A 26,742-nucleotide genomic window follows, 5' to 3' on the forward strand; every position below is an offset into this window, starting at 1 on the left:
GACGAGGGCCGGGCGGGGCGGCAATGCGGCTAGGGAAAGAAGAGGAACTCGGTCATGGCAACGGCGCCCAGCGTCTCGTACTCGATGACGGTCAGGCTGGAGGTGCCCGCGAGCGGTACCGCGGTCTCTCAGCTGACCACGGCCGTGGAATCCTCCGGCGGCTCAGTGACCGGTCTGGACGTGACCGCCTCCGGCCACGAGAAGCTCCGGATCGACGTCACGATCGCCGCCTCCTCCACCGGGCACGCGGATGAGATCGTCAAGGAGCTGCGGGAGATCGAGGGCGTCGTCCTCGGCAAGGTCTCCGACCGTACGTTCCTGATGCACCTCGGCGGCAAGATCGAGATGCAGTCCAAGCACCCCATCCGCAACCGTGACGATCTCTCGATGATCTACACCCCGGGCGTGGCCCGGGTCTGCATGGCCATCGCGGAGAACCCCGAGGACGCCCGGCGTCTCACCATCAAGCGCAACTCCGTCGCGGTCGTGACGGACGGCTCCGCCGTGCTGGGCCTGGGCAACATCGGCCCCATGGCGGCGCTGCCGGTGATGGAGGGCAAGGCGGCCCTGTTCAAGCGCTTCGCCGGTATCGACGCCTGGCCGATCTGCCTGGACACCCAGGACACCGACGCCATCGTCGAGATCGTCAAGGCCATCGCCCCCGGCTTCGCGGGCATCAACCTGGAAGACATCTCCGCCCCCCGCTGCTTCGAGATCGAGGCGCGGCTGCGTGAGGCCCTGGACATCCCGGTCTTCCACGACGACCAGCACGGCACCGCGATCGTGGTGCTCGCGGCCCTGACCAACGCGCTGCGCGTGGTGGACAAGGCCATCGGAGACGTACGCGTCGTCATGTCCGGCGCCGGCGCGGCCGGTACGGCCATCCTCAAGCTGCTGATCGCGGCGGGCGTCAAGCACGCGGTGGTCGCCGACATCCACGGTGTGGTGCACGCGGGCCGCGCGGACCTGGTCGAGGCCGCCCCCGAGTCGCCGCTGCGCTGGATCGCCGACAACACCAACCCCGAGGGCGTCACGGGCACGCTGAAGGAGGCCGTGGTCGACGCGGACGTCTTCATCGGTGTCTCCGCCCCGAACGTGCTCGACGGCGACGATGTGGCGGCCATGGCGGAGGGAGCGATCGTCTTCGCGCTCGCGAACCCGGACCCGGAGGTCGACCCGACGATCGCCCGCGAGACGGCGGCAGTTGTGGCCACAGGCCGCTCCGACTTCCCCAACCAGATCAACAATGTGCTGGTCTTCCCCGGTGTCTTCCGCGGGCTGCTGGACGCCCAGTCCCGTACGGTGAACACGGAAATGATGCTCGCCGCGGCGGCCGCCCTCGCGGATGTCGTCACGGAGGACGAGCTCAACCCGAACTACATCGTTCCCTCGGTCTTCAACGACAAGGTCGCGGGCGCGGTGGCGGGCGCTGTGCGCGGCGCCGCCAAGGCGGCCGGCGCGACGGTGTGACGGCCCCCACGTCCGTCTGACGCCCGGCGCGTCGCGATTCGCCGGGCCCCACGGGCCCCTCTAGGGTGGCGGACCATGAGCCCACCCGCTCCAGGGAGGTTTTCAGGGCCTCCGGGGGGTTCAGGGCCCCAGGCTCCAAGGAGTCTCCACAGAGTCGACGGAACGTCACGACGACGAGGCAGTGGCGCTTTTCGTGTGACTCCGGAGGGTGCCGGATTGGCTTTCCCGCCGCTGGTGGGGGCAGGATGCGTATTCGGGCGCGAGGGTCTGTCAGCAGACCCGGGTCCGGGGACTGTCCGAGGGCCCTGGCAGCATCGGCTTCGATCTCACGCCTTACAGGCAAGAAGAACACGGGAGTAACAACATGAACCGCAGTGAGCTGGTGGCCGCCCTGGCCGACCGTGCCGAGGTGACTCGCAAGGACGCCGACGCCGTGCTGGCCGCTCTCGCCGAGACCGTCGGCGAGGTCGTCGCCAAGGGCGACGAGAAGGTCACCATCCCCGGCTTCCTGACCTTCGAGCGCACCCACCGTGCCGCTCGCACCGCTCGTAACCCGCAGACCGGCGACCCGATCCAGATCCCGGCCGGCTACAGCGTGAAGGTCTCCGCGGGCTCCAAGCTCAAGGAAGCCGCCAAGGGCAAGTAAGACCCATAGGCACAGCACAGGGGCGGCCACCCGGACCGGGTGGCCGCCCCTGATGTATCTACGTGCGTCCATCAGGCGTCTCCAGGGGCGCCTGGAGACGCCTGATGGCCCCGCTCCGGGGAGCGGGGCCATCAGCGGGCCGATCCGGGCCGTGCACCGGTCGCAGACAGGTCAGGGCAGGTCAGACGAGTGCGCCGCCCGGCAGCTCGACCTTCGCGCCCAGCTCGATGAGCTTGTCCATGAAGTTCTCGTAGCCACGGTTGATCAGATCGATGCCGTGCACGCGGGACGTGCCCTGCGCCGCCAGCGCCGCGATCAGATACGAGAAACCGCCCCGCAGGTCGGGGATGACCAGATCCGCGCCCTGGAGCCGCGTCGGACCCGACACGACCGCCGAGTGCAGGAAGTTGCGCTGGCCGAAGCGGCAGTCCGAGCCGCCCAGGCACTCCCGGTAGAGCTGGATGTGCGCGCCCATCTGGTTGAGCGCGGAGGTGAACCCGAGCCGCGACTCGTACACCGTCTCGTGGACGATGGAGAGGCCCGAGGCCTGGGTCAGGGCCACCACCAGCGGCTGCTGCCAGTCGGTCTGGAAGCCGGGGTGCACGTCCGTCTCCAGCGCGATGGCGTTGAGCGAGCCGCCCGGATGCCAGAAGCGGATGCCCTTGTCGTCGATCTCGAAGGCGCCGCCGACCTTGCGGTAGGTGTTGAGGAAGGTCATCATCGACCGCTGCTGCGCGCCGCGGACATAGATGTTGCCCTCGGTGGCCAGCGCCGCCGAGGCCCAGGAAGCGGCCTCCAGACGGTCCGGGAGCGCCCGGTGCGTATAACCGTCGAGCCGGTCGACACCGGTGATCCGTATCGTCCGGTCGGTGTCCATGGAGATCATCGCGCCCATCTTCTGCAGTACGCAGATGAGGTCCTCGATCTCCGGTTCCACCGCGGCGTTCGACAGTTCGGTGACGCCCTCGGCCAGTACGGCCGTCAGCAGCACCTGCTCCGTCGAGCCGACCGACGGGTACGGCAGCCGGATCTTGGTGCCGCGCAGCCGCTGCGGGGCTTCCAGGTACTGGCCGTCCGCCCGCTTCTCGATCGTCGCGCCGAACTGGCGCAGCACGTCGAAGTGGAAGTCGATCGGCCGGCCGCCGATGTCACAGCCGCCCAGACCCGGGATGAAGGCATGACCGAGCCGGTGCAGCAGCGGTCCGCAGAAGAGGATCGGGATGCGCGACGAGCCCGCGTGGGCATCGATGTCAGCGACGTTGGCACTCTCGACGTGCGTCGGGTCGAGGATCAGCTCGCCCGGTTCGTCGCCGGGGCGGACGGTCACTCCGTGCAGCTGCAGCAGTCCCCGGACCACCCGTACGTCACGGATGTCCGGCACATTGCGCAGCCGGCTCGGTCCGCTGCCGAGCAGCGCGGCGACCATGGCCTTCGGCACCAGGTTCTTCGCGCCGCGGACGCGGATCTCGCCCTCCAGCGGGGTTCCGCCGTGGACAAGCATTACATCGTCTGTGCCGGTCATGAATCTCGCGTTCCGGAGTGGGCGGGCAGGTGGCCAATCATCAAAGGGTAAGGGCCCGGAGCCCCTGTCCCGTAAGGCCTGGGGGCCACCGGACTTGGAAAAGAACCCGCCGCGCCACGCACGGTGGAGCATTCCTCGCACAGGGTCACCGTCCCCCGGTCCGCCCAGCCGTGCGCTCCCGCTGCCGCAGTGCGCCCTGAGCTGCGCGCACACCCACTCTGCCGGGCCCTCCCCGCGGAAGCCGAATATGCGAGATCATGTCTCGCATGACCGAGGTGTCCTCGCTCACAGGGCGGCTGCTTGTCGCGACACCCGCCCTCACCGACCCGAATTTCGCTCGCGCGGTGGTCCTGCTGCTCGATCACGACGACGAGGGTTCCCTCGGCGTGGTCCTCAACAGGCCGACCCCGGTGGGTGTTGAGGACATCCTGGAGCCCTGGGGGGAGTTGGCGGGGGAGCCCGGGGTGGTCTTCCAGGGCGGTCCCGTCTCGCTCGACTCGGCGCTCGGTCTCGCCGTCATCCCGGGCGACGAAGGGCCGCTGGGCTGGCGCAGGGTGTACGGCGCGATCGGCCTCGTCGATCTGGAGACGCCGCCGGAGCTGCTCGCGCGGGCGCTCGGCTCGCTGCGGATCTTCGCCGGATACGCGGGCTGGGGGCCCGGCCAGCTGGAGGACGAGCTGCGCGAAGGGGCCTGGTACGTCGTCGAGTCGGAGCCGGGCGATGTGTCGTCGCCGCGGCCGGAGAGCCTGTGGCGGGCGGTGCTGCGCCGGCAGCGCAGCGAGCTGGCCATGGTCGCGACATATCCGGACGATCCCTCGCTCAACTGACCGCTCGGCCGGCCCCGGGGCGGGGCGTACACGGCGTGTCGGCGCGATGCGTGAGCGGATGGCTCCGGAGTGCACGGACCCAGGGACTCCGCGAGGCCCCGAGCGTGGGTACCCTTGGCGCTTATGAGCACTCTTGAGCCCGAGCGCGGGGCAGGTACGGGCACCCTCGTGGAGCCGACACCACAGGTGTCGAACGGCGACGGTGACCACGAGCGCTTCGCCCACTACGTCCAGAAGGACAAGATCATGGCGAGCGCCCTCGACGGCACTCCCGTGGTGGCACTGTGCGGGAAGGTCTGGGTACCGGGGCGCGACCCCAAGAAGTATCCGGTCTGCCCGATGTGCAAGGAGATCTACGAGTCCATGGGCCCCGGTGGGGACAAGGGCAAGGACAAGGGCGGTAAGGACAGCAGCAAGAAGTAGCGGCTGGTCCTCCGTCGGACGGCCTCCGGGACGCGCGTGTGCCGCGCGTCCCGGAGGCCGTTCGCGTTGCGTGGAGTGCCGTTCGCGGTCCGTGGAGTGCTGTGCGCGGTCACAGAGTGGTTGAGACCACTTGTCGGCGTGTTCCGGACGTGCTCGGATGAAGCGCTCTCCTGGAATCGCGGCCCCGGTCGCGGCACTTCAACGCCAAGGACGGACGAGATGGACCTGATCCCGGACCCCCGGCGGGCGTGGCCGGAGCAGCCAGGAGCGGGCCCGTTCCCGCTCGACAGCGACACCCGGATCGAGGCGCACCCCGGCACGGAGGGCGTCGCCCGCTGGCTCCGTACGGCCGTCGGGGCCGCGACCGGCCTGCCGTTCGCGGACAGCGCCGACGGGGGCGGTGCGGATGTGTACGGCGCCGACGGGGGCGGCGTCGGTGGCGACAACCTGATCGTCCTGGAGATCAGCGACGCCGTCGAAAGGGAGTTGGGCCCCGAGGGCTACCGGCTCACCGTCGACGCCTACGCGATCCGCATCGACGGCGGCAGCGCGGCCGGGGTCTTCTGGGGCGCGCAGACTCTCCGTCAGCTGCTCGGTCCCGACGCGTACCGGAAGGCCCCGGTCGGTTCCGGGCGGGAGTGGACCGTACCGATGACCGTCATCGAGGACGCGCCCCGCTTCGCCTGGCGGGGCCTGATGCTCGACGTGGCACGCCACTTCATGCCCAAGGACGGCGTCCTGCGCTATCTGGACCTGCTCGCCGCCCACAAGCTGAATGTCTTTCACTTCCATCTCACCGACGACCAGGGCTGGCGGGTCGAGATCAAGCGCCACCCGAAACTGACGGAAGTCGGCGCCTGGCGCTCACGCACCAAATGGGGCCACCGCGCCACCGAACTGTGGGACGAGAAACCGCACGGCGGTTACTACACCCAGGACGACATTCGCGAGATCGTCGCGTACGCCGCCGAGCGGCACATCACCGTCGTCCCCGAAATCGACATCCCGGGCCATTCGCAGGCGGCCATCGCCGCATACCCGGAGCTCGGCAACACCGATGTCGTGGACACGGCCTCCCTCACCGTCTGGGACACCTGGGGCATCAACGCGAACGTACTCGCCCCCACCGACCACACCCTGCGCTTCTACGAGGACGTGTTCGAGGAACTCCTCGGACTCTTTCCCTCCACGTTCATCCATGTCGGCGGGGACGAATGCCTCAAGGACCAGTGGAAGGAGTCCCCGACCGCGCAAGCCCGCATCAAGGAACAGGGTTTGGCCGACGAGGACGGGCTCCAGTCCTGGTTCATCCGGCACTTCGACAGCTGGCTCACCGCGCGCGGACGACGCCTCATCGGCTGGGACGAGATCCTCGAAGGCGGCCTGGCGCCCGGCGCCGCCGTCTCGTCATGGCGCGGCTACCGGGGCGGGATCGCCGCCGCCAAGGCCGGCCACGACGTCGTCATGTGCCCCGAGCAGCAGGTGTATCTGGACCACCGTCAGGCGGCGGGCGAGGACGAGCCGATGCCCATCGGATACGTCCGCACCCTGGAGGACGTCTACCGCTTCGAGCCCGTACCGCCGCAGCTCAGCGCCGAGGAGGCGGCCCATGTCCTCGGCACCCAGGTCAACGTCTGGACCGAGGTGATGCAGGACAGCTCCCGGGTCGACTACCAGGTCTTCCCGCGGCTGGCCGCGTTCGCCGAGGTCGCCTGGTCGACCCTCCCGGCCCCCGCCGAACGGGACTTCGCCGATTTCGAGCAGCGCATGGCCGAGCACTACGGGCGGCTGGACGCCCTCGGCGTCGGATACCGGCCGCCCGGCGGCCCGTTGCCCTGGCAGCGGCGTCCCGCCCCCGATGGAGTCGACGCCAGCCTCGGACGTCCGATCGAGGGGGCGCCCCCGAACGTGTGAGCCCGGCGTGAGGTGTGTGCCCCGCGGCCGTGTCCCTGGCACCGTGGTGGTCCGAGGATAAGTCGTACAAGGACCGCCGAAGGGTGGCATTCCGTATGTGACGGCGAAGAGGTGCGAAACCGGACCTTCCCCCTGGTCGGGGACGGATACGTCCTTCGTGGACCCTCGCGGCGGACGGCGCGGAAGATGTGCCAGAGTTGCCACGTCCGGGCTGTGAGCACGTACGGTACGGCAACACAGGCGGACAGCCGGGACTCCGGAAAGGGGCAGCTGGGTTGACCACGCACGCACCGCAGACGGCGCAGTTCGTGACTCTGCCGGCCTCGCTCGACGAGGCTGTGGCGGCGCTCACCGCGATGCCTGCCGCCGTGCCCGTCGCGGGCGGAACCGATCTGATGGCGGCCGTCAACAAGGGCCAGCTGCGGCCCGCGGGACTCGTCGGCCTCGCCCGGATCAGTGAATTGCGCGGCTGGCACTACCAGGACGGTCACGCCCTCCTCGGCGCCGGTCTCACCCACGCGCGCATGGGCAGACCCGACTTCGCGGCCCTCATCCCCGCGCTCGCCGCGTCCGCGCGGGCCGCCGGTCCGCCCCAGATCCGGAACGCCGGGACGCTCGGCGGCAATATCGCCACCGCCGCCCCGACCGGGGACGCCCTGCCCGTGCTGGCGGCCCTGGAGGCCGACCTGGTGATCGCCGGCCCCGGCGGCGCGCGCCGTGAGATTCCCGTCTCGCACCTGCTGGCCGGCCGGGAGATGCTGGAGCCCGCCGAGCTGATCGGTTTCGTACGGGTGCCCCTGCTGCACGCCCCGCAGGTCTTCCTCAAGGCGACCGGGCGGACCGGACCCGGCCGCGCCACCGCGTCCGTCGCCATCGTGCTCGACCCGGCGCGGCGCGGGGTGCGCTGCGCGGTCGGCGCCATCGCCCCGATGCCGCTGCGCCCGCTGGAGGCGGAGCGCTGGATCGCCTCGCTGATCGACTGGGACGGCGCACGCGGGCTCACGGCGGAGGCGCTCGCCGCCTTCGGTGAGTATGTCGCCGCCGCCTGTATCCCGGACCCGGCGCCGCCTGCCGACGGCGCGGAGGCGCCCCCGCTGGCGCCCGCCGTGCTCCATCTGCGGCGTACCGTCGCCGCGCTGGCCCGACGAGCACTGGGGAGGGCGCTGTCGTGACCACCAACGAGAATTCCGGTTCCGGGGCGCAGCAAGGGCAGGGCGGCTGGCAGCCGATCCCGCAGGGCGGCGAGTACGACGGCGAGTCGACCGCGTTCGTACAGCTGCCCCCGGAGGACGCCTTCGACGCGCCGCTGGCCGCGCCGGGGCACGGATACGTACCGCCGCAGATCGAGCACCCGACGCAGACTGATCCCGCGCTGAACGATCCGTCCGTGGGGGGCGGCTGGGCGCCGCACCCGCAGGCGGGCGGCGTGCAGTGGCCGGACCCGCAGCAGGGCGGCGGGGGGCAGGCCCAGGCTCCGTACGACCCCCGCGGCTACGACCCGCAGATGACGGGCCAGTGGACCTACGGCGACGCGGGTACGGGCTCCGACCAGGGCACCGGCGCCGACCAGGGCGGGGGCGACCACGGTGGGGGCGCCGAGGGAGCCGGAGGGCCTTCCGAGCTGACCGGCCAGTGGACCATCCCGGTCGCCCAAGGCGACCTCCCGGACGAATCGGGCGAGTTCAGCACCTCGATGCTGGCGTCCCAGTGGGGCGGCGGCGCCCCGCCGACGACCCTGCCGGGCGGAGCCGCCGCGCCGTGGGCGCAGGAGCCGGCCCCCGTCGAGCCCGCCGTACCGGACGACGGCACCGGCCCGGAGGGCGCGGAGCCGCCCGTCCCCGACGGCGCTCACGCGGCCTGGCAGCCCGAGGCGGGGGCGCCCGACCCGGCTGATCCGACCGGTGAGGCCGGGCTCGACGCCGTACACGATCTTGATGCCGGGCACGAGCCTGCTGCCGCACACGAGCCGGGCGAGGAGCCCGAGGCCGCCGCCGAGCCCGTACCGGAGGCGGAGCCCGAGCCGGAACCCGAGCCGCTCACCAGCAGCAACGACAGCCCCGAACACCCCTCCGGCTCCTACGTCCTGCGCGTCAACGGCGCCGACCGCCCCGTCACCGACGCCTGGATCGGCGAGTCGCTCCTGTACGTGCTGCGCGAGCGCCTCGGCCTCGCCGGCGCCAAGGACGGCTGCTCCCAGGGCGAGTGCGGCGCCTGCAACATCCAGGTCGACGGCCGGCTCGTGGCCTCCTGCCTCGTGCCCGCCGCCACCGCGGCCGGTTCCGAGGTCCGTACGGTCGAGGGCCTGGCCGCCGACGGCGAACCCTCCGACGTCCAGCGGGCGCTGGCGAAGTGCGGGGCGGTGCAGTGCGGTTTCTGTATCCCCGGAATGGCCATGACCGTCCACGACCTGCTGGAGGGCAACCACGCCCCCAGCGAGCTGGAGACCCGGCAGGCACTCTGCGGCAACCTCTGCCGCTGCTCCGGCTACCGGGGCGTACTCGACGCGGTGAGTGAAGTCGTCGCCGAACGCAGGGCCGGCGCGGAGGCCGCGGCAGCCGCCTCCGAGGAAGCCCGAATCCCGCACCAGGCACCCCCAGGGGCAGGCAGCGCCCAGCCCCCGCATTCGTCCGACGGAGGCATGGCGTGACCAACGACGCGGCCGCCGAGACCCCGCTCGACGGCCCCCAGCAGGAGCCGCCGGCGCACGGCCTCGGCGCATCCCTCGCCCCGGCCGACGCGCGCGCGAAGACCGAGGGCACGTTCCCGTACGCCGCCGACCTGTGGGCCGAGGGCCTGCTGTGGGCGGCGATCCTGCGGTCCCCGCACCCGCACGCCCGTATCGTCTCGATCGACACCGCGGCCGCCGCCGGGATGCCGGGCGTACGGGCCGTCGTCACGCACGAGGACGTCCCGGGCGACTCGGCGTACGGCCGCCGCATCGCCGACCGCCCCGTCTTCGCCTCGGAGGTCGTACGCCACCACGGCGAGGCGATTGCCGCGGTCGCCGCCGACCACCCCGACACGGCCCGGCTCGCCGCGGCCGCCATCGCCGTCGAGTACGAGGTACTCGACCCGGTCACGGACCCCGAGAAGGCGTTCGCCGCCGAGCCGCTGCACCCCGACGGCAACCTGATCCGCCATATCCCGCTGCGCTACGGCGATCCGGAGATCGCGGGCGAAGTGATCGTGGAGGGGCTGTACCGCATCGGCCGCCAGGACCCCGCTCCCATCGGCGCCGAGGCCGGCCTCGCCGTGCCGAGACCCGACGGTGGCGTCGAGATCTACACCGCCTCCACCGACCCCCACACCGACCGTGATCTGGCCGCCGCCTGCTTCGGCCTCGACCCCGACCGGGTGAAGGTCGTCGTCACCGGCGTCCCCGGCGCCACCGGCGACCGCGAGGACCCGGGCTTCCAGATCCCGCTGGGCCTGCTCGCCCTGCGCACCGGCTGCCCGGTCAAACTGGCCGCGACCCGCGAGGAGTCCTTCCTCGGCCACGCCCACCGCCACCCCACGCTGCTGCGCTACCGCCACCACGCGGACACCGAAGGCCGGCTGGTCAAGGTCGAGGCCCAGATCCTGCTGGACGCGGGCGCGTACGCGGACGACTCGTCCGAGTCCCTCGCGGCGGCGGTGGCCTTCGCCTGCGGCCCGTACGTCGTCCCGCACGCCTTCATCGAGGGCTGGGCCGTACGCACCAACAACCCGCCCTCGGGTCATGTCCGGGGCGAGGGCGCGATGCAGGTGTGCGCGGCGTACGAGGGCCAGATGGACAAACTGGCCGCCAAGCTCGGCATCGACCCCGCCGAACTGCGCCTCCGTAACGTCCTCGCCACCGGCGACATCCTTCCCACCAGCCAGACCGTGACCTGCCCGGCGCCGGTGGCGGAACTGCTCCGCTCCGTACGCGACTTCCCGCTGCCCCCGCTCCCCAAGGACACCCCGGAGGCGGCCTGGCTGCTGCCCGGCGGCCCCGAGGGCGCGGGCGAGCCGGGCGCGGTACGCCGAGGCGTCGGCTACGCCGTCGGCATGGTCCACATGCTCGGCGCCGAGGGCGCCGACGAGGTCTCCACCGCCACCGTCAAGGTCCACGACGGCGTGGCCACGGTCATCTGCGCCGCCGTCGAGACCGGCCAGGGCTTCTCCACCCTCGCCCGCCAGATCGTGCAGGAGACGCTGGGCATCGAAGAGGTCCACGTCGCCTCGGTCGACACGGACCAGCCCCCGGCGGGCCCGGCCGCCCACGGCCGCCACACCTGGGTCTCCGGCGGCGCGGTCGAGCGGGCGGCGAAGATGGTCCGTACGCAGCTGCTGCAGCCGCTGGCCCACAAGTTCGGGATGTCCACCGAGCTGCTCCAGATCACCGACGGCAAGATCACCTCGTACGACGGTGTGCTGTCCACGACGGTCACGGAGGCGATGGACGGCAAGGAACTCTGGGCGACGGCCCAGTGCCGCCCCCACCCCACCGAGCCCCTCGACGAGTCGGGCCAGGGCGACGCCTTCGTCGGCCTCGCCTTCTGCGCGATCCGCGCGGTCGTCGACGTCGACATCGAGCTCGGCTCGATCCGGGTCGTCGAGATGGCCGTGGCCCAGGACGTCGGCCGTGTCCTCAACCCGGCCCAGCTGGCCACCCGTATCCAGGCGGGCATCACCCAGGGCATCGGCACGGCCCTGACGGAGAACCTCCGCACCACCCGCGGCCTGGTCCGCCGCCCCGACCTCACGGGCTACGCCCTCCCGACATCCCTGGACGCCCCGGACATTCGCATCGTGAAACTCGTGGAAGAGCGCGACGTGGTAGCCCCCTTCGGCGCCAAACCGGCCAGCGCGGCCCCCGTGGTCGCCTCCCCCGCGGCAGTCGCCTCAGCGGTCCGCGCAGCCACCGGCCGCCCCATCAGCCGCCTCCCGATCCGCCCCCAGGCAGCGGTGGCAGCCGCCAACTCGTAGTACTGCCAGCTTCATTGAGCCCCACCCAGCCGCACTCCGCCCCATTGCACGTGCAAGCGCGGGGATGCGGAGTGTCACCGGCGCTCGATAAGATGACCTCTGCAGCCATGTGCGACGGGGAGGCAGCAATGGCGGAGGACAACGGGGCGGGATGGCTCTGGGGTGGGGTGGTCCGGGCGGCTGAGGCTGCCCAGGACCTCATCTACGAGCTGGGGGAGCTGGACTCCTTCAAAAAACGGATCGACGAGCTGCTGACCAAGCTCAACGCATCCGAAGCGGCCCCCGACAAGGTCGGCCAGGACCGTCTGGCCAGGGCCCAGCTCGGGGGCAGCGGCTTCAGGGAAGCAGAGTTCCTCTACACCTCGTACAACACGGTTCACGATGAACTCGAGAACCTTTCCAAGGTGCTGGGTCTGCAGATAGAGAGCATGCAGCTCGCTGTGCGTGCCTCGGGACAGGACTACGACAGCCTCGACGAGGACATCCTCCGGCGCATGCGCACGCTGAACGCCGAGATCGAGGCCCACTACGACAAGGACCGCGATCCGCACGCGGCCAGGGGCGGCGACGGCACGGCCAACGCCCCCGCACCGGAGAGCCGGTCGGGCGACGGCGGCACGGGCGACGGCGGCACGAGCGGCGGTTACGGATGAACCAGCGGGCGTACACGGGGATGATCTGACATGGGTGAGCGGAAGGGCGGGAAACCGTCGTCGGGGGAGACTCCTTTCGAGTCCATGACGCACGCGGAGCTGACGGCTCTGCTGTCGTCGGCCAGCAAGGAAACGGCGATGATGCTCGCCGGGAAGCTGACCGCGGCGGCCGCCACGATCAATGACATCGGCGAAGACCTCAAGGCACGCGTCAGGATCGTGCGATGGGACGGGCAGGCCGGCGACAACTTCAGGGAGTGGGGCGACCAGACGGCCAACGCCACGCTGCTCCTGGGCAGTTACGCCGAGAACGCCGCCACCTGGATGACCCAGGTCACCCAGGCGATCACCGAGGCACACGCCAACATGCCTCTGACGTCCGACACCGAGAACGCGCAGGCAAGCCTGCGGACGGCGGAGAAGAACCTGGCCGCGGCCACGGACCCCAGGAGCCGGAACGACCCCGACGCGCGCACGGCGGCCCAGACCTCCCGGTCGGACGCCGCGAGCGCCCAGGCATCGCTGGACGCGACGCACGCGGAAGCCGTGCGGCAGATGCGGAAGCTGGCCGAGACCTATGTGCAGTCGGGCGAACAGATAAACCTGGTCACGCCGCCTACGTTTCCGCCGCCGGCGGGCTACTTGGGCAAGGAATGGGACGCCCCCGAAGGCTATAAGGCGTTGCCGGGCCAGACGTATGAGGGCGGCACGTCGGCGGGTGCGGGTGGCAGTGCGGCGTACGGACGCGGCGGGACCTCGGACGGCTCCGGTAGTGGCGACTACGGGGCGTCGGGTGGTGTGGGCAGGGTCGGAGCCGATCGACCAGTCGGTGCGACTCCCGTGGGCATGGAAATCGACAGCGTGGCGGCGTTGCCCGACGTTTCTGTGGCGCCGTCTGTCACGCCCCCCGCGAATCAGCCGGTGACCAGGCCCGACGGCCCGATCTCACCGATTCCGGGTGCCATACCACCTGCGTTCAGCGGTGGTTCGGGCCTGCCAGGTACAACAGGGCCCGGACGGATGGCTCCCGGAGTGCGCGGGCCCGTCCTCCCGGGGCAAGGCGGACTCAATCCCCGCATGCCGATGGCGCGCGAAAGCGGCATCGTCGGGGGCCGCCCGGTCCCGCCGAGTTCGGGCCGTCCTACGGGTGGGATCCCCCGGGGCACGGTGGTCGGAGGCGAAGGAACCCAAGGCCGTGGGCCCATGGGACGTGGGGCGGGGCCAGGCATGGGCGGTATCGGCGCCGGGGGCGCCGGGCAGAGCGGCCTCGCCGGTGGGCGTCGACTGGCCTCCGAGAGCGGTGGTGTCGTCGGAGGACGGGCTCAGCAGCCAGGAAAGAACAGCGCGCGACCGTTCACCCCCGGAGGATCGGGACTGGTTCGTGGCGGCACGAATCCCGGTACGGGCTCTCAGGCAGGACCTCTGGGCCGTGGCGGAGCCGTTCCGCCGGGCGGGCGCGGTACGAAGCCTCCTGGTGACGACAGGGACGGCGAACGCCCCGACTACCTGACTGAGGACGAAGAGACCTGGCAGCAGGGCAGCCGGCGGATCGTGCCGCCTGTCATCGACTGATCTCGTACGGATGGGCTTGAGGGGAAAATGCATATCAACTGTGGGCGGTCGGCCGGTTTCAGGTGTGCTGTGTCGACCGGCCTGGGGCTGATGCTGCTGGGTGTCGCAGCGACCCCCGCTCATGCCGAGACCGTGCGTGAACAGCAGTGGCACTTGGATGCCATGAAAGCCGATGAGATCTGGAAGATCAGCACGGGCCGCGGGATAACCGTCGCTGTGATCGATTCCGGAGTTGACGACTCTGTTCCTGATCTCCGTGGGCAGGTGCTGGAGGGGGAGGATCTCTCAGGCTTGTCGGGCGACGAGAACAACGACGTCGACAACCACGGCACGGCAATGGCGGCACTGATTGCGGCGACGGGAAAGCGTGGTCCGACGCAGGGCTCTTACGGACTTGCTCCGGGCAGCAAGATCCTCCCTATTCGGTTCCCCTACGCAGAGGAGCGGTGGGGGGCGAAAGGAGCCAAGGAAAGCTTTGCGGAAAGCATGAGCAAGGCAATTCGATTCGCCGCCGACTCCGATGCCAAGGTCATCAACATTTCTGTGGGAAACGATGAGGGCGGAGCTCCCGAACTCACCGAGGCTGTGAAGTACGCCCTCGACAAGGACAAGCTGATCTTTTCCTCCGTGGGCAACGACGGAGCCAAGAGAAACCAGATCCAGTATCCGGCGGCCACACCGGGAGTCGTCGGAGTGGGGGCCCTTGATCGGAACGCCGCACGTACGAGCGTCTCGCAGTGGGGTCCGCAGGTAGATCTCTCAGCCCCGGGCGAGGACATCACCAACGCTTGTTCGGGCGGTACCCAACTCTGTGAAGGCACGGGTACGAGCCCTGCGACCGCCCTCGCCTCCGCCTCCGCCGCCCTGATCTGGTCCAAGCACCCGGACTGGACGAACAATCAGGTTCTGCGCGTCATGCTCAACACGGCGAGCGGCGTCAAGGGCGGTGCCAAGCGCAGCGACCAGGTCGGTTACGGCGCTGTACGCCCGCTTCTCGCGCTGACGACGCCCGGCGACCCGGGCCCGGCCGACGAGTATCCGCTGCCCGACCTCGCGGCTGCCGCTCCCAAGCCGCCGGCCCCTGAAGCCTCCAAGGCGCCGGGCGGCACCGAGGGCGATCAGCAGAGCGAGCCGCCCGCGGCAGCCGCCGCGTCGGACGACGGCGGCAACCCCGGGCTCTGGATCGGTCTGGGCATCGGCGCGGCGCTCGTCATCGGCGCCGCCGTCGCAGTCCCGATCGTCCGCTCCCGCCGCCGCGCCGCGGTGCCCCCGCAGCCCCAGCCGCCGGCTCCCGGCTTCGCTCCGTACCAGCCCCAGCCGTACCAGCCCCAGCCGTACCCGCACCAGCAGCAGAACGCCCCGTATCCGCCCTACACCCCACCGCAGCCCGGCCAGGGCCAGCACGCGCCGCACGCCGACCCCCGGGGCCCCGGCTATCCGGGCTGATCCAGAAGCCGAAGCGGCTACCTCCCTGGTCCTTCGGCTCTCCCTGGTCCTTCGGCCGCGCGACGGGTACGGCCGGAGCAAATCGTGCCACAAGCCGCTACCTGTGAAGGCCCTGCGGAGGCTGTGAAGGTGGCCAACACCCGCCCGTGTGAAGTGCGTTGCACGTGCAACCCGGGGATAGGTAGTGTCACCGCCCTTGGCTAAGGTGATCTGCGAAGCATTGGCAAAACGGGGGAGGCGTCTGTGCTGATCGCGGACGGTGGTGGGTCGGGGCCGGCACCGATGAGTGACGAAGATGCCCTGCGCAGGGTCAATCCTGCGATGGCTTCTGTGCTCTACGACCCTGAGTCGATGGTGGCCTTCAAGAAGCGCGTCGACCAGCTGATCATCAATCTCAACGGCTCGGCGGCAGGCCCGGACAAGGTGGGCGCCGAGCCGGTGGGCCGGGGCCAGTTCGGCGGTGGCGGTCCTGGGTGGATCGAAGCGGCCGGCCTGTCCGACGCCTACACCACGGTCATCGACCAACTGAAGCAGCTGTCGAAGCTCCTGGCGGATTCGCTGGAGGGGATGGGCATCGCGGTGGTGGCGTCCAAGGACGGCTTCGGGCAGCTCGACGACGACATCGGCAGGCGCATGCGCGCCATCCAGGAGAGCGCGAAAGAGCACTACGATCCGCGTCGCGATCCGACGGTGCCGGACCAGCACCAGGACACGACGCAGCAGGGGCAGCAGGGGCAGCCGGACGACACCTCCGGTGGCCAGATTCAGTAGCGGCGTGGCAGGGATTACGGGGATAGGCAGGGCGTCGAAATGGAATACAGGGAGAGCGGCGGGGTCGACGGCACGACCGCCTTCGAGAGCATGTCCCACGAGGAGATGCTCGCCTGGCTGGACCAGGCGGAGAGCGGGATGGTGCAGGGGGCCGCGGACAGGCTCGCCGCGGCGGCCGGAGAGATCCGTGACATCGCCCAGCAGCTCAAGTTCCGCCCGGAGCGCGTCGAATGGACGGGCGAGGGCAATCAGGCCTTCATCGACTGGGGCGCGAGCCTGGCCAGTGCGACGTACCGGCTGGCCGACTACAGCGACGAGGCCTCGAAGTGGATGGGGCGTGCCTCCGATGCCATCGCCGAGGCCCAGAGCGCCATCCCGCGTGACACCGCGGGCGCGAAGGCCAATCTGACTGCGGCCGCCGAGGCACGCAACGACCCGGACTCGGCGGCCGTGACCAGCAAATCGCTGGAGACGCTGGCGGCGGGCGCGGAGCGGAACCGCATCGAGGCGGCGGCCCAGATGCGGAAGCTGGCGCAGTCGTACCAGCAGTCCCAGACGCAGATGGGCAAGCTGGAGGTACCGACGTTCCGGCCGCCGCCGTCGGAGTTCGTGCCGGACGACGGGCGATACGGCTCCGGGCAGGATTTGGCACGCACCGGGAGTGGCTACGGCTCGGGATCGTCCGGAGGCGGCGACTATCCGCAGTCGGTACGTGGCGGGGGAGCGGCCGAGAATTCCGGCCCGTCGCTCCGTACCGACACGTTGTCTCCGGCGAGTGTGACGCGGCCGGAGCGTTCAACCACCACGGAGATCGCAGGTATCGGCACGCAAGGGCCCACCCTGACGGCCCCTCCGGTAGCGCCGAACGGGGCGCCGGCAGCGGGCGGGCCCGACGGCGGTGGCACTCCGTCGTTGGGCATTACGCCCGCGTTCGGTGGAGGTCCGTCCGGCAATCCCGGCCAGCTCGGCACGGGACGGCCTGTCGCGAGTCCCCGTCCTCCTCTGATGCCTGGACAGGGCGGCCTCACCGGTGGTTCCCCCGGACGGATGCCGCGGGATGGCGGAATCGTTGGTGGCCGGCCCGTCCCGCCCAACTCCGGCCGGCCCATGGGAGGGATCCCGCGCGGGACGGTCATCGGGGGCGAGGGCATGCACGGGCGCCCGCCGATGGGACATGGCGCCGGCGGGGGAATGGGCGGAACGATCCCCGGCCAGAACGGACTTGCCGGGGGCCGCCGTCTCGCCGGAGAGACCGGCGGCATCGTCGGAGGCCGCCCGCAACAGGCTGGCCGTACGAGTGCGCGCCCCTTCACCCCGGGCGGCTCCGGCCTGGTCCGAGGAGCGGCCGGCGAAGGCAGGCAGGCAGGCGGTCAGATGGCACGCGGTGGAGCGATTGCGCCGCGTGCCAACGGTGCGCAGGCGCGTCAGGACGACACGAGAGGCGAGCGGCCGGACTACCTCACCGAAGACGAGGAGACCTGGCGGCAGAGCGGTCGACGTGTCGTACCTCCGGTCATCGAATAATCTCGCAGGGAAGCGGTGTAGAGAACAGATGCGTACCAGCAGCCCCCGAAGGGGCCGAAGCGGGACCACTGTCTTGGCTGTACTGGCGGTGCTGCTGGTGGGCGGCGCGGGGACGCCGGCGTACGCGGACTCCATCCGCTCGCAGCAATGGCATCTGGATGCCATGGGCGCCGAGGAGATCTGGCAGATCAGCACCGGCACGGGTGTGACCGTCGCGGTAATCGACAGTGGTGTCGATGATACGAATCCCGATCTCCTGGGCCAGGTCCTCAAGGGCAAAGACCTGACGCCGGACGAAGCGGGCGATGAGCACACCGACTATGACGGACACGGTACGAACATGGCCGGGCTCATCGCCGGCACGGGCAAGAGCGGTGGGGGAGACGGCGCCTTCGGCCTTGCGCCCGGAGCCAAGATCCTTCCTATTCGCATGCGGGACGCGCAGGGGAACGCCAACCGTGAGTCAGAGGTGGAGGAGTTCAACAAGTCCGCGTCGGCCGCTATCCGGTACGCGGCTGATTCGAATGCCAGAGTCATCAACATCTCGATGGGCGCGCGAGAGGGATCGCAAGAGCTGACGGATGCTGTCAAGTACGCCCTCGAAAAAAATTCCTTGGTCTTCGCCGCCACAGGGAACAACGCCGAAGCGGACAACAGCGTGCGGTTCCCGTCCGGTACCCCAGGAGTCGTGGGTGTCGGGGCCATCGGCAAGGACGTGAAGAAGACCGACGAGTCCCAGTACGGCCCTCAGGTCGATGTTTCGGCCCCCGGTGAAGGGATGGTCGCCGCCTGCGGCGGCAAGACCGGTCTGTGTACTTCGCACGGCACCAGCGATGCCACCGCCATCGCCTCCGCGTCCGCCGCGCTGATCTGGTCCAAGCATCCGGACTGGACCAACAACCAAGTCCTTCGGGTCATGCTCAACACCATCGGCGCCCCGACGAGCGGCAACGAGCGCAACGACCACATCGGTTACGGCGTGGTCCGTCCTCTCCGCGCGCTGAAGACCCCGGGCGACCCGGGGCCGGCCGACGAGTATCCGCTGCCCGACCTCGCGGCCGCCGCTCCCGCGGCGCCTGCTCCTGAATCCTCCAAGGCCACAGGCAGCAACGAGGACGACAAGCAGGCGCCCGCAGCGGCCGGCGCCTCCGACGACGGTGGCAACACCGGCCTCTGGATCGGTCTGGGCATCGGCGCGGCCGTGCTCCTGGGCGCTGCGGTGGCGGTCCCGATCGTCCGCTCCCGCCGCCGCGCCACCACACCTCCCCAGCCCCCGGCCCCCGCTTTCGCCCCGTACCACCAGCAGCCGCACTACCCGCCGCCCTACAGCCCCCCGCAGCCCGGCCAGAACCCGACCATGCCCCAAGCCAACCCTCCGGGACCTGGCTATAAGAACTGAACCGAATACCAGAACCCGACCAGCGCACTTATCTCGAATCGTTGGAATCCACTTTCGGAGGCCGCGTGTGCGCAGGCCCAGCAAGTGATCCCCCCACGTACGGGCAGTAGGCCCGTGGATCGAGGTAGAGACCGATGAGTCAGCCGCCGTATCCTCCTCCGCCCGACGGCTTCGGGGCGCCTCAGGGGCAGCCGGGTCAGCAAGGGCAGCCGGGGCAGTACGGGCAGCCGGGTCAGCCGGGGCAGTATGGGCAGCCCGGGCCCCATGCGTTTCCGCCGCCGGTGCAGCCTCCGCAGGGCGTGCCCGTCGAGGCCAACCCGTATGCGCAGCAGCCGCCTTACTACGGCCCGCAGGATCCGGCCGCCGTGCAGCAGTACGGCGGGTATCCGCCTCCCTCTCCGCCGCCGCAGAGCAGCCCTGGCTCCGGTGGCCGAGGCCCTGGTGGGCGCAGGACAGCTGTGTTGATCGGTGCGGCGGTGGCGGCTGTGCTCGTCGTCGGGGGTGGGGTCTGGTTCGCGACCAGTGGCGGGGGCGGTGGTGAGAGCGACGGCAAGGACGCCGCGTCGAGCGCCGGCCCCAGCGTGACCCCCAGCGATGAACTCTCCCCGAGCGAGGAGGTCGCCGAGCCGACTCCTTCCGAGGAGGAGACGGACGACATAGGCGCCGCGCCCACCGGTACCGGTATCGAAGGCATGTGGCGGTCGGATTCCGGTGGCGGAATGCTCGGGATGCTGGAGGGCGAGGACACCACCGCGCCGGACAAGATCTCGGTCGTGCTCGTCCATTCCGGGCTCGAGTGCAGGGGTGTGCGCAAGGTCGAGGAGGCGGGTAAGAAGTACCGCATCGCGCTGCTCTGCGAGCGGGGCGGGGAGCGGGTGGAGTCCGAGGACCGCAGTGGCGACCTCACCTTCAGCGGCGGTTCCATCAGCGTCGTATGGACGGCGGGCGGTACCGGTACCGAGACCTTCCAGCGGTACTCCGACATGCCCGAGGACTGACGGCTCCGCGCGCGATAGCGATACGGTCCGCGGCATGGTCGAGAACGCCCCGCATCCCGGCAGTTCGCATCCCGGCAGTTCACAGCTCGGCGGCCCGCAGCCCGGCACGCTCGCTTCCGCCGTGGTGCTCGTCACCGGGATCATGGCGGCCGGGAAGTCCACCGTCGCCCAGGCGCTCGCCGAGCGGCTGCCGCGGGCCGTGCATGTGCGGGGGGACGTCTTCCGGCGGATGGTCGTCTCCGGGCGGGAGGAGATGGTGCCGGGGGCGAGCGAGGAGGCCGCCGCCCAACTGCGGCTCCGGTACCGGCTCTCCGCGAGCGTCGCCGACACCTATGCGGGTGAGGGCTGGGCCGCTGTGGTGCAGGACATCGTGATCGGCGCGGACCTGGCGGAGTACGTCGGTCTCGTACGGACCCGGCCCCTCTATGTCGTCGTGCTGGCGCCGGGCCCGACGGCCGTCGCGGTCAGGGAAGCGGGGCGCGGTAAGACCGGATACGGGGCGGGCTGGACTGTCGAGGCCCTGGACCGGGTGTTCCGGGAGGAGACTCCGCGTATCGGGCTCTGGCTGGACACGGCCGAACTCGGCGTGGCGGAGACCGTCGACGCGATTCTGGCCGGGCTGGACACGGCCCGTGTCGAGGACGGCGACCTGCCGGGGCGGTAGGAAACGCCGGGGGCGCGCATAAAGGACAGTCACGGTCTCAAGGCGGACGATGTGCTCAGCCAGAATCTGGACAAGGGCGAGCGGCCGCAGGATTGAGGAAAGTGGCTTTGAACAGAACCCGACGCATGCTGATCCCCGCCGTGTGCGCCTTCGTGCTGCTCGGTGCGCAGGGCTGTACGGAGGACCCGAAGGCCGGAGAGGGCGTCGAGGCGGCCGACCAGTGCGACGGAAGCCTGTCGCCCGCGGCGGCCGAGGCGCTGGAAAAGATCACCGAGGCGAAGTCCTTCACCCCGACGACCGGCGGCGAGAGCGTCTCGGGGGTCGCCGGGCGGACCGCCGAGGACTACGAGCGGCTGGGGCCGGTCAACAAGGGGAGCGGGCTGCGCGACTCCTACGATCTCTGTCTGGTCTATCCCCGCGGCATCCGGGACCGTGCGGATATCAGGATCAGCTTCGAGCTGGCGGATCCCGCGGACGCCGAGGGGGACGAGATCCCGCCGGGCTGGGCCGGCTATCCCATGGGGAGCAAGGCGCTTGCCTCCAAACGGAAGTCGCTGCTCTTCTTCGAGTGCGACGCCTCCAGGATGAAGGACGGCGATGGGGATCCCCCGATGATCCTCGGCAGTCTGCGCAAGCGTTCCGAAGCCGCCGGGAGCGGGAGCGAGTTCATGAAGGCGAACATGACCGTCCTGCACTCGGCTTCGCTGGCGCTGGCCAAGGAACTGGGCTGCGCGGCGAACGGCGATCTCCCCGAGACGCCGGCCCTGGAGTCTGTCGCGTAGCGAGCACGGCGCTCCACCGCAGGCGCGCAGGCACCACCGGCGCCGCGGCCACCGCAGGCCGAAGCGGCCGTCCCCGTCCCCCGGGGGCGGCCGCTGTCGCGTCCGTGGAGGCCGTGACCGGAATCGAACCGGCGTAACTCGCTTTGCAGGCGAGTCCCTCAACCACTCGGGCACACGGCCGTGCCTTTCACCATTCATGACCGTAGGGGGGTGGCGAGCGGGGCTCAAGGCTTCCGGGCGTCACGCAACGCGACTGCCACACTCCGTTCACGGTCGGCCGAAGGGGCGGCGAGGAGTGTCCGGCACTGGCCAGGACCCGCCAGAACCAGCCGGGAGCGGACGGAACCGGCTGGAACCGGCCGGAACGGCCCGAACCGGCCGCCTCAGGGCGCCTGGTCGTACGACCAAGGGACCAGGGCCGTTCCGTCCCGCGACAGGGCTCAACAGTGGCTACGCCCCTTACGCTGAGGCCATGACCGCCCTGGAACCCGGCGACGCCGACGTCGCTCCCGCCGACCTGTCCGCCGTAACCCCGCTGCCTGCCGTATCCGGCATCGCCGCGACCTGCCCGGACCTCGGCCTGGACGGCATGCCCGGCCTGAGCGGTGGCGTACTGGGCCCGAAGCACCGGGCTCTCAGCATCGGCATCGTCTCGGTCGTCCTCCTCATCGCCTTCGAGGCGACCGCCGTCGGCACCGCGATGCCGGTGGCCGCGCGTGAGCTGGACGGCATCCCGCTGTACGCCTTCGCCTTCTCCGCGTACTTCACCACCAGCCTCTTCGCCATGGTGCTCTCCGGCCAGTGGGCCGACCGCAGCGGCCCGCTCGCGCCGCTCGCCGCCGGGATCAGTGCCTTCGCCGCCGGGCTGGTGGTCGCCGGTACGGCCGGCACGATGTGGCTGTTCATCCTCGGCCGGGCCGTCCAAGGGCTCGGTGGCGGACTGGTCATCGTCGCGCTGTACGTCGTCGTCAGCCGCGCCTATCCGGAGAAGCTGCGGCCCGCGATCATGGCCGCGTTCGCCGCGTGCTGGGTGATTCCCTCCGTCGTCGGACCGCTCGCCTCCGGCACCGTCACCCAACATCTCGGCTGGCGCTGGGTCTTCCTCGGCATTCCGGCCCTCGTCGTGCTGCCGCTGGCGCTCGCCCTGCCCGCGATCCGGCGGATGGCGTCCGGCCCCGCCGACCCCACGGCGCCCGCCGCGGCCTTCGACCGGCGCAGGATCCGGCTCGCCCTCGGGATCTCGCTGGGTGCGGCGCTGCTCCAGTACGCGGGCCAGGACCTGCGCCCCCTCTCGCTCGTCCCGGCGGTCGCGGGTGTCGCGCTGCTCGTCCCCGCCGTCCTCGGGCTGCTGCCGGGCGGCACCTGGCGCGCGGCCCGCGGGCTGCCGTCCGTGGTGCTGCTGCGCGGCGTCTCCGCCGGGGCCTTCATAGCGGCGGAGAGCTTCGTCCCGCTGATGCTGGTCACCCAGCGCGGGCTGTCGCCGACGATGGCCGGGCTCTCGCTCGCGCTCGGCGGCGCGACCTGGGCGCTCGGCTCGTACGTACAGTCCAGGCCGCGCATGGAGCCGTACCGCGAGCGGCTGATGGCCGGCGGGATGGTGCTGGTCGCGCTGGCCATCGCGACGGCGCCGAGCGTGCTGATCGAGTCCGTGCCGGTATGGATCCTCGGCGCCGCCTGGGGCGTCGGCTGCCTCGGCATGGGCGCGGTGATCGCGTCGACGAGCGTGCTGCTGCTCAAGCTCTCGGCCCCGGAGGAGGCCGGCGCGAACTCCGCCGCGCTCCAGATCTCCGACGGGCTGTCGAACGTACTGCTGCTGGCGGCGGGCGGCGCGGCGTTCGCGGCGCTGGGCGGCGGCGCGGTGGGCGGCCACGCGGTGGCAGGCGCGGCGGGTACGACGGGCTCGCACCCGGCGGCCTTCGCGGCGGTGTTCCTGCCGATGGCCGCGGTGGCGCTGGTGGGGGTGTGGGTGGCGACGCGGGTACGGGTGCGCTAGGTCCTGTCCGGCGGATCTTCGGGGATCAGCCCGGGGCGTCTGGTGGAGGGGGCACCTCCCGTGCCGTTCAGGCTACGGGGGAGCATCGCAAGGCGGAGGATCGTGCTCGTACTGGACGTACTTGGACGATTCGACAACGCAGCGAGGTGCCGTGCCAGGCGTCCCGGGCCCCCGAAGATCCGCCGGACAGGACCTAGGCAGTACAGGTCCGGCCGTGGTGCCAGTCCGACCCCACGTGGGCCACGGGCCGGGTGGATGAGGTGAAGGCCCTCTCGGAGTGGCTCTGGGATCTGCCGGCCCCAGAAATGTGACCGCTGTCGCATCCGCCCGCTCGGGGCGTCGCTGGTACGAGGAAGCCGTCGCGCCGCCGGTAGGGTGGCCCGGTTGTCGTACGTAACCCCACGTCCGAACCGGAGACCGTGACTACTACAGCCTCCTCCCACCACCTCTCACCCGCCTTCCCGGGCCGCGCCCCTTGGGGCACCGCCAACAAGCTGCGCGCCTGGCAGGAGGGTGCCCTCGGCCGATATCTCCAGGAGCAGCCACGTGACTTCCTCGCCGTCGCGACCCCCGGCGCCGGGAAGACGACCTTCGCGCTGACCCTCGCCTCCTGGCTGCTGCACCACCATGTCGTCCAGCAGGTGACCGTCGTCGCGCCGACCGAGCACCTCAAGAAGCAGTGGGCGGAGGCGGCCTCGCGGATAGGGATCAGGCTCGATCCCGACTACAGCGCGGGGCCGGTGAGCAAGGACTACCACGGCGTCGCCGTCACGTACGCCGGTGTCGGGGTCCGGCCCATGCTGCACCGCAACCGCTGCGAGCAGCGCAAGACCCTCGTCATCCTCGACGAGATCCACCACGCGGGCGACTCCAAGTCCTGGGGCGAGGCTTGCCTCGAAGCCTTCGAGCCCGCCACCCGGCGCCTCGCGCTGACGGGTACACCGTTCAGGTCCGACACCAACCCCATCCCCTTCGTGGCGTACGAGGAGGGCAACGACGGCATCCGGCGTTCGTCCGCCGACTACACGTACGGATACGGGAACGCCCTCGGCGACGGCGTCGTCCGGCCCGTCATCTTCCTCAGCTACAGCGGCAACATGCGCTGGCGCACCAAGGCCGGTGACGAGATCGCGGCCCGGCTCGGCGAGCCCATGACCAAGGACGCCATCTCCCAGGCGTGGCGCACCGCGCTCGATCCGCGCGGCGACTGGATGCCGAACGTGCTGAGCGCCGCCGACCGGCGGCTCACCGAGGTGCGCAAGGGCATCCCGGACGCCGGCGGTCTTGTCATCGCGAGCGACCAGGACTCGGCGCGCGCCTACGCCAAGCTCATCCGCGAGATCACCGGTACGAAGGCGACCGTCGTCCTCTCCGACGACACCGGCGCGTCGAAGCGGATCGATGAGTTCAGCGAGAGCGAGGACCGCTGGATGGTCGCGGTCCGCATGGTGTCGGAAGGCGTCGACGTGCCGCGCCTCGCCGTCGGCGTGTACGCGACGACCATCTCGACCCCGCTCTTCTTCGCGCAGGCCGTCGGCCGTTTCGTGCGGTCCCGGCGCCGTGGCGAGACCGCGTCCGTCTTCCTGCCCACCATCCCGGGCCTGCTCGGCTTCGCGAGCGAGATGGAGGTCGAGCGCGACCACGTACTCGACAAGCCGAAGAAGACCGGCGAGGAGGACCCCTACGCCGAGTCCGAGAAGGAGATGGCGGAGGCCGAGAAGCTGCAGGACGAGGACACCGGGGAGCAGGACGCGCTGCCCTTCGAGGCCCTGGAGTCCGACGCCGTCTTCGACCGGGTGCTGTACGACGGCGCCGAATTCGGCATGCAGGCGCATCCGGGCAGCGAGGAGGAGCAGGACTATCTGGGCATTCCCGGCCTGCTGGAGCCCGACCAGGTGCAGTTGCTGCTCCAGAAGCGGCAGGCCCGGCAGATCGCGCACAGCCGCAAGAAGCCGGACTCCGAGGCGGACCTGCTCGAACTGCCCGCCGAGCGGCGGCCCGTGGTGTCCCACAAGGAGCTGCTGGAGCTGCGCAAACAGCTGAACACGATGGTCGGCGCGTACGTACACCAGAGCGGCAAGCCGCACGGGGTGATCCACACGGAGCTGCGCCGGGTGTGCGGCGGGCCGCCGAGCGCCGAGGCGACGGCGGGGCAGATCCGGGAGCGGATCGCGAAGGTCCAGGAGTGGGCCACCCGGATGCGGTGACGCCGTACCCGTAGCTGTTCCTTTCCTCTCCTCACCTCCTCTCCTCACCCCATCTTTTCCTTTCTGTGGCCGCTGCCTGATCCGGGCAGCGGCCACTCGTGGCTGTCGGGACCAACTTTCCTTCTGTGACCGGATTCTGGACGAGGTCTTCCGCTCAGCGGTGCCGCTCGCTACTGTCCCGGCACATGTAAACGCTCCGTTGCGCATCCGCAGCGGAGCGCAGCCGGTGTGCCAGGGCCGCCGGCGGCCTCTCCGTGCGGTGCCGATGGGACCGGCGCCGCGGCCTTCGTGAGAGTGCCGTCGTCACTCACTCCGAAGGAGAGGGCGTCGTGACCGCGGAGACCTCCCAGACGCTCGACCGGGGACTGCGCGTCCTCAAACTGCTCGCCGACACCGACCACGGCCTGACCGTCACCGAGTTGTCCAACAAACTCGGGGTCAACAGGACCGTCGTCTACCGACTACTCGCCACGCTCGAACAGCACGCTCTGGTCCGCCGCGACCTGGGCGGCCGCGCCAGGGTGGGCCTCGGTGTGCTGCGCCTCGGCCGCCAGGTGCATCCGCTGGTACGGGAAGCCGCCCTGCCCGCGCTGCGCTCGCTCGCCGAGGACATAGGTGCCACCGCGCATCTGACGCTCGTCGACGGAGCCGAGGCCCTGGCCGTCGCGGTCGTCGAGCCGACCTGGACCGACTACCACGTCGCCTACCGGGCCGGCTTCCGCCATCCGCTCGACCGGGGCGCCGCGGGCAAGGCGATACTCGCCGCCCGGCAGAGCTCCTTCACCGAGCCGCGCTGCACCCTCACCCACGGCGAGCTGGAGGCGGGCGCGAGCGGCGCGGCCGCCGCGCTGGTCGGGGTGACCGGGGTCGAAGGCAGCGTGGGCGTGGTGATGCTCGCGGACTCCGTACCGGAACGGGTGGGTCCGCGCGTCGTCGACGCGGCCAGGGAGGTGGCGGACGCCCTGCGCTGACCTGCCGCGA

General features: G+C 70.8%; 21 protein-coding genes and 1 tRNA gene. 20 read left to right on the top strand and 2 right to left on the bottom strand.

The features are described from left to right. The first annotated feature begins 54 nt into the window (after nt 1–54). Together ACZ6MZ_RS18440 and ACZ6MZ_RS18445 are read left to right on the top strand one after the other, a co-directional pair. A complete protein-coding gene (locus ACZ6MZ_RS18440; RefSeq protein ID WP_469353002.1) occupies nt 55–1,470 on the top strand; it encodes an NAD-dependent malic enzyme in 1,416 nt (471 codons plus the stop codon). 364 nt (nt 1,471–1,834) lie between these two features. After that, nucleotides 1,835–2,116, top strand: a complete 282-nt coding sequence (locus ACZ6MZ_RS18445; protein ID WP_004571953.1) for an HU family DNA-binding protein — start codon at nt 1,835–1,837, stop codon at nt 2,114–2,116. 181 nt (nt 2,117–2,297) lie between these two features. Here the strand turns inward: ACZ6MZ_RS18445 and murA are convergent, their stop codons facing one another. Next, complete coding sequence (gene murA, locus ACZ6MZ_RS18450) at nt 2,298–3,638, bottom strand: UDP-N-acetylglucosamine 1-carboxyvinyltransferase (RefSeq protein ID WP_384192138.1); 1,341 nt, start codon at nt 3,636–3,638, stop codon at nt 2,298–2,300. 266 nt (nt 3,639–3,904) lie between these two features. On the opposite strand from murA, the gene ACZ6MZ_RS18455 reads away from it, so the two are divergent. The 15 genes from ACZ6MZ_RS18455 (at nt 3,905) to ACZ6MZ_RS18525 (ending at nt 21,561) form a co-directional block, all read left to right on the top strand. Next, complete coding sequence (locus tag ACZ6MZ_RS18455; RefSeq protein ID WP_384192141.1) at nt 3,905–4,465, top strand: YqgE/AlgH family protein; 561 nt, start codon at nt 3,905–3,907, stop codon at nt 4,463–4,465. 123 nt (nt 4,466–4,588) lie between these two features. Beyond that, a complete protein-coding gene (locus ACZ6MZ_RS18460; RefSeq protein ID WP_384192144.1) occupies nt 4,589–4,888 on the top strand; it encodes a DUF3039 domain-containing protein in 300 nt (99 codons plus the stop codon). A 219-nt stretch (nt 4,889–5,107) separates the two neighbouring features. Then, on the top strand, nt 5,108–6,802 hold the full coding sequence (locus ACZ6MZ_RS18465; protein WP_469353006.1) for a beta-N-acetylhexosaminidase: 1,695 nt from the start codon (nt 5,108–5,110) through the stop codon (nt 6,800–6,802). Between the two features lie 275 nt (nt 6,803–7,077). After that, nucleotides 7,078–7,974, top strand: a complete 897-nt coding sequence (locus ACZ6MZ_RS18470; RefSeq protein WP_384192150.1) for an FAD binding domain-containing protein — start codon at nt 7,078–7,080, stop codon at nt 7,972–7,974. Next, on the top strand, nt 7,971–9,449 hold the full coding sequence (locus tag ACZ6MZ_RS18475) for a (2Fe-2S)-binding protein (protein WP_469353008.1): 1,479 nt from the start codon (nt 7,971–7,973) through the stop codon (nt 9,447–9,449). The genes ACZ6MZ_RS18470 and ACZ6MZ_RS18475 overlap by 4 nt, the downstream gene beginning before the upstream one ends. Next, a complete protein-coding gene (locus tag ACZ6MZ_RS18480; RefSeq protein WP_389792559.1) occupies nt 9,446–11,752 on the top strand; it encodes a xanthine dehydrogenase family protein molybdopterin-binding subunit in 2,307 nt (768 codons plus the stop codon). The genes ACZ6MZ_RS18475 and ACZ6MZ_RS18480 overlap by 4 nt, the downstream gene beginning before the upstream one ends. Before the next feature lie 128 nt (nt 11,753–11,880). Then, entirely contained in the window at nt 11,881–12,405 is a 525-nt protein-coding gene (locus tag ACZ6MZ_RS18485) for a hypothetical protein (RefSeq protein ID WP_389792557.1), read from the top strand. An 84-nt stretch (nt 12,406–12,489) separates the two neighbouring features. Further along, on the top strand, nt 12,490–13,977 hold the full coding sequence (locus ACZ6MZ_RS18490) for a coiled-coil domain-containing protein (RefSeq protein WP_469353011.1): 1,488 nt from the start codon (nt 12,490–12,492) through the stop codon (nt 13,975–13,977). Nucleotides 13,978–14,004: 27 nt separating this feature from the next. Further along, nucleotides 14,005–15,423 (top strand): type VII secretion-associated serine protease mycosin, encoded by a 1,419-nt coding sequence (gene mycP / locus ACZ6MZ_RS18495; RefSeq protein WP_469353013.1) that lies wholly within the window; start codon nt 14,005–14,007, stop codon nt 15,421–15,423. 321 nt (nt 15,424–15,744) lie between these two features. Then, nucleotides 15,745–16,194 carry a hypothetical protein gene (locus tag ACZ6MZ_RS18500; protein WP_389678762.1) on the top strand — a complete coding sequence of 150 codons (450 nt, stop codon included), beginning with the start codon at nt 15,745–15,747 and terminating at the stop codon, nt 16,192–16,194. Nucleotides 16,195–16,233: 39 nt separating this feature from the next. Next, nucleotides 16,234–17,718 carry a hypothetical protein gene (locus ACZ6MZ_RS18505; RefSeq protein ID WP_469353014.1) on the top strand — a complete coding sequence of 495 codons (1,485 nt, stop codon included), beginning with the start codon at nt 16,234–16,236 and terminating at the stop codon, nt 17,716–17,718. Nucleotides 17,719–17,746: 28 nt separating this feature from the next. Beyond that, entirely contained in the window at nt 17,747–19,117 is a 1,371-nt protein-coding gene (mycP, locus tag ACZ6MZ_RS18510; protein WP_469353334.1) for a type VII secretion-associated serine protease mycosin, read from the top strand. A gap of 458 nt (nt 19,118–19,575) precedes the next feature. Beyond that, the gene (locus ACZ6MZ_RS18515; protein ID WP_384335971.1) at nt 19,576–20,115 is read left to right on the top strand and encodes a hypothetical protein; all 540 of its coding nucleotides are present in this window, start codon (nt 19,576–19,578) and stop codon (nt 20,113–20,115) included. A 34-nt stretch (nt 20,116–20,149) separates the two neighbouring features. Then, nucleotides 20,150–20,779, top strand: coding sequence for an AAA family ATPase (locus tag ACZ6MZ_RS18520; protein WP_469353016.1), 630 nt, complete (start codon nt 20,150–20,152; stop codon nt 20,777–20,779). 107 nt (nt 20,780–20,886) lie between these two features. After that, nucleotides 20,887–21,561 carry a hypothetical protein gene (locus ACZ6MZ_RS18525; protein ID WP_469353017.1) on the top strand — a complete coding sequence of 225 codons (675 nt, stop codon included), beginning with the start codon at nt 20,887–20,889 and terminating at the stop codon, nt 21,559–21,561. Nucleotides 21,562–21,666: 105 nt separating this feature from the next. Here the strand turns inward: ACZ6MZ_RS18525 and ACZ6MZ_RS18530 are convergent. Further along, nucleotides 21,667–21,741 (bottom strand) — tRNA-Cys (locus ACZ6MZ_RS18530). Between the two features lie 292 nt (nt 21,742–22,033). On the opposite strand from ACZ6MZ_RS18530, the gene ACZ6MZ_RS18535 reads away from it, so the two are divergent. The 3 genes from ACZ6MZ_RS18535 (at nt 22,034) to ACZ6MZ_RS18545 (ending at nt 26,732) form a co-directional block, all read left to right on the top strand. Beyond that, nucleotides 22,034–23,554: an MFS transporter gene (locus tag ACZ6MZ_RS18535; RefSeq protein ID WP_469353018.1), complete on the top strand. Its 1,521-nt coding sequence runs from the start codon at nt 22,034–22,036 to the stop codon at nt 23,552–23,554. 419 nt (nt 23,555–23,973) lie between these two features. Then, nucleotides 23,974–25,761, top strand: a complete 1,788-nt coding sequence (locus ACZ6MZ_RS18540) for a DEAD/DEAH box helicase (RefSeq protein WP_389783163.1) — start codon at nt 23,974–23,976, stop codon at nt 25,759–25,761. A 329-nt stretch (nt 25,762–26,090) separates the two neighbouring features. After that, the gene (locus tag ACZ6MZ_RS18545; protein ID WP_384192191.1) at nt 26,091–26,732 is read left to right on the top strand and encodes an IclR family transcriptional regulator; all 642 of its coding nucleotides are present in this window, start codon (nt 26,091–26,093) and stop codon (nt 26,730–26,732) included. The last annotated feature ends 10 nt before the right edge of the window (nt 26,733–26,742 follow it).

The organism is Streptomyces sp. NPDC042201, from assembly GCF_055582185.1.

What these genes read in the sequence shown, in the direction of transcription:
- ACZ6MZ_RS18440 (WP_469353002.1), top strand. Translation starts at nt 55, where the DNA reads ATGGCAACGGCGCCCAGCGTCTCGTACTCGATGACGGTCAGGCTGGAG.
- ACZ6MZ_RS18445 (WP_004571953.1), top strand. Translation starts at nt 1,835, where the DNA reads ATGAACCGCAGTGAGCTGGTGGCCGCCCTGGCCGACCGTGCCGAGGTG.
- murA (WP_384192138.1), bottom strand. Translation starts at nt 3,638, where the DNA reads ATGACCGGCACAGACGATGTAATGCTTGTCCACGGCGGAACCCCGCTG.
- ACZ6MZ_RS18455 (WP_384192141.1), top strand. Translation starts at nt 3,905, where the DNA reads ATGACCGAGGTGTCCTCGCTCACAGGGCGGCTGCTTGTCGCGACACCC.
- ACZ6MZ_RS18460 (WP_384192144.1), top strand. Translation starts at nt 4,589, where the DNA reads ATGAGCACTCTTGAGCCCGAGCGCGGGGCAGGTACGGGCACCCTCGTG.
- ACZ6MZ_RS18465 (WP_469353006.1), top strand. Translation starts at nt 5,108, where the DNA reads ATGGACCTGATCCCGGACCCCCGGCGGGCGTGGCCGGAGCAGCCAGGA.
- ACZ6MZ_RS18485 (WP_389792557.1), top strand. Translation starts at nt 11,881, where the DNA reads ATGGCGGAGGACAACGGGGCGGGATGGCTCTGGGGTGGGGTGGTCCGG.
- ACZ6MZ_RS18490 (WP_469353011.1), top strand. Translation starts at nt 12,490, where the DNA reads ATGACGCACGCGGAGCTGACGGCTCTGCTGTCGTCGGCCAGCAAGGAA.
- mycP (WP_469353013.1), top strand. Translation starts at nt 14,005, where the DNA reads ATGCATATCAACTGTGGGCGGTCGGCCGGTTTCAGGTGTGCTGTGTCG.
- ACZ6MZ_RS18500 (WP_389678762.1), top strand. Translation starts at nt 15,745, where the DNA reads ATGGCTTCTGTGCTCTACGACCCTGAGTCGATGGTGGCCTTCAAGAAG.
- ACZ6MZ_RS18505 (WP_469353014.1), top strand. Translation starts at nt 16,234, where the DNA reads ATGGAATACAGGGAGAGCGGCGGGGTCGACGGCACGACCGCCTTCGAG.
- mycP (WP_469353334.1), top strand. Translation starts at nt 17,747, where the DNA reads ATGCGTACCAGCAGCCCCCGAAGGGGCCGAAGCGGGACCACTGTCTTG.
- ACZ6MZ_RS18520 (WP_469353016.1), top strand. Translation starts at nt 20,150, where the DNA reads ATGGTCGAGAACGCCCCGCATCCCGGCAGTTCGCATCCCGGCAGTTCA.
- ACZ6MZ_RS18535 (WP_469353018.1), top strand. Translation starts at nt 22,034, where the DNA reads ATGACCGCCCTGGAACCCGGCGACGCCGACGTCGCTCCCGCCGACCTG.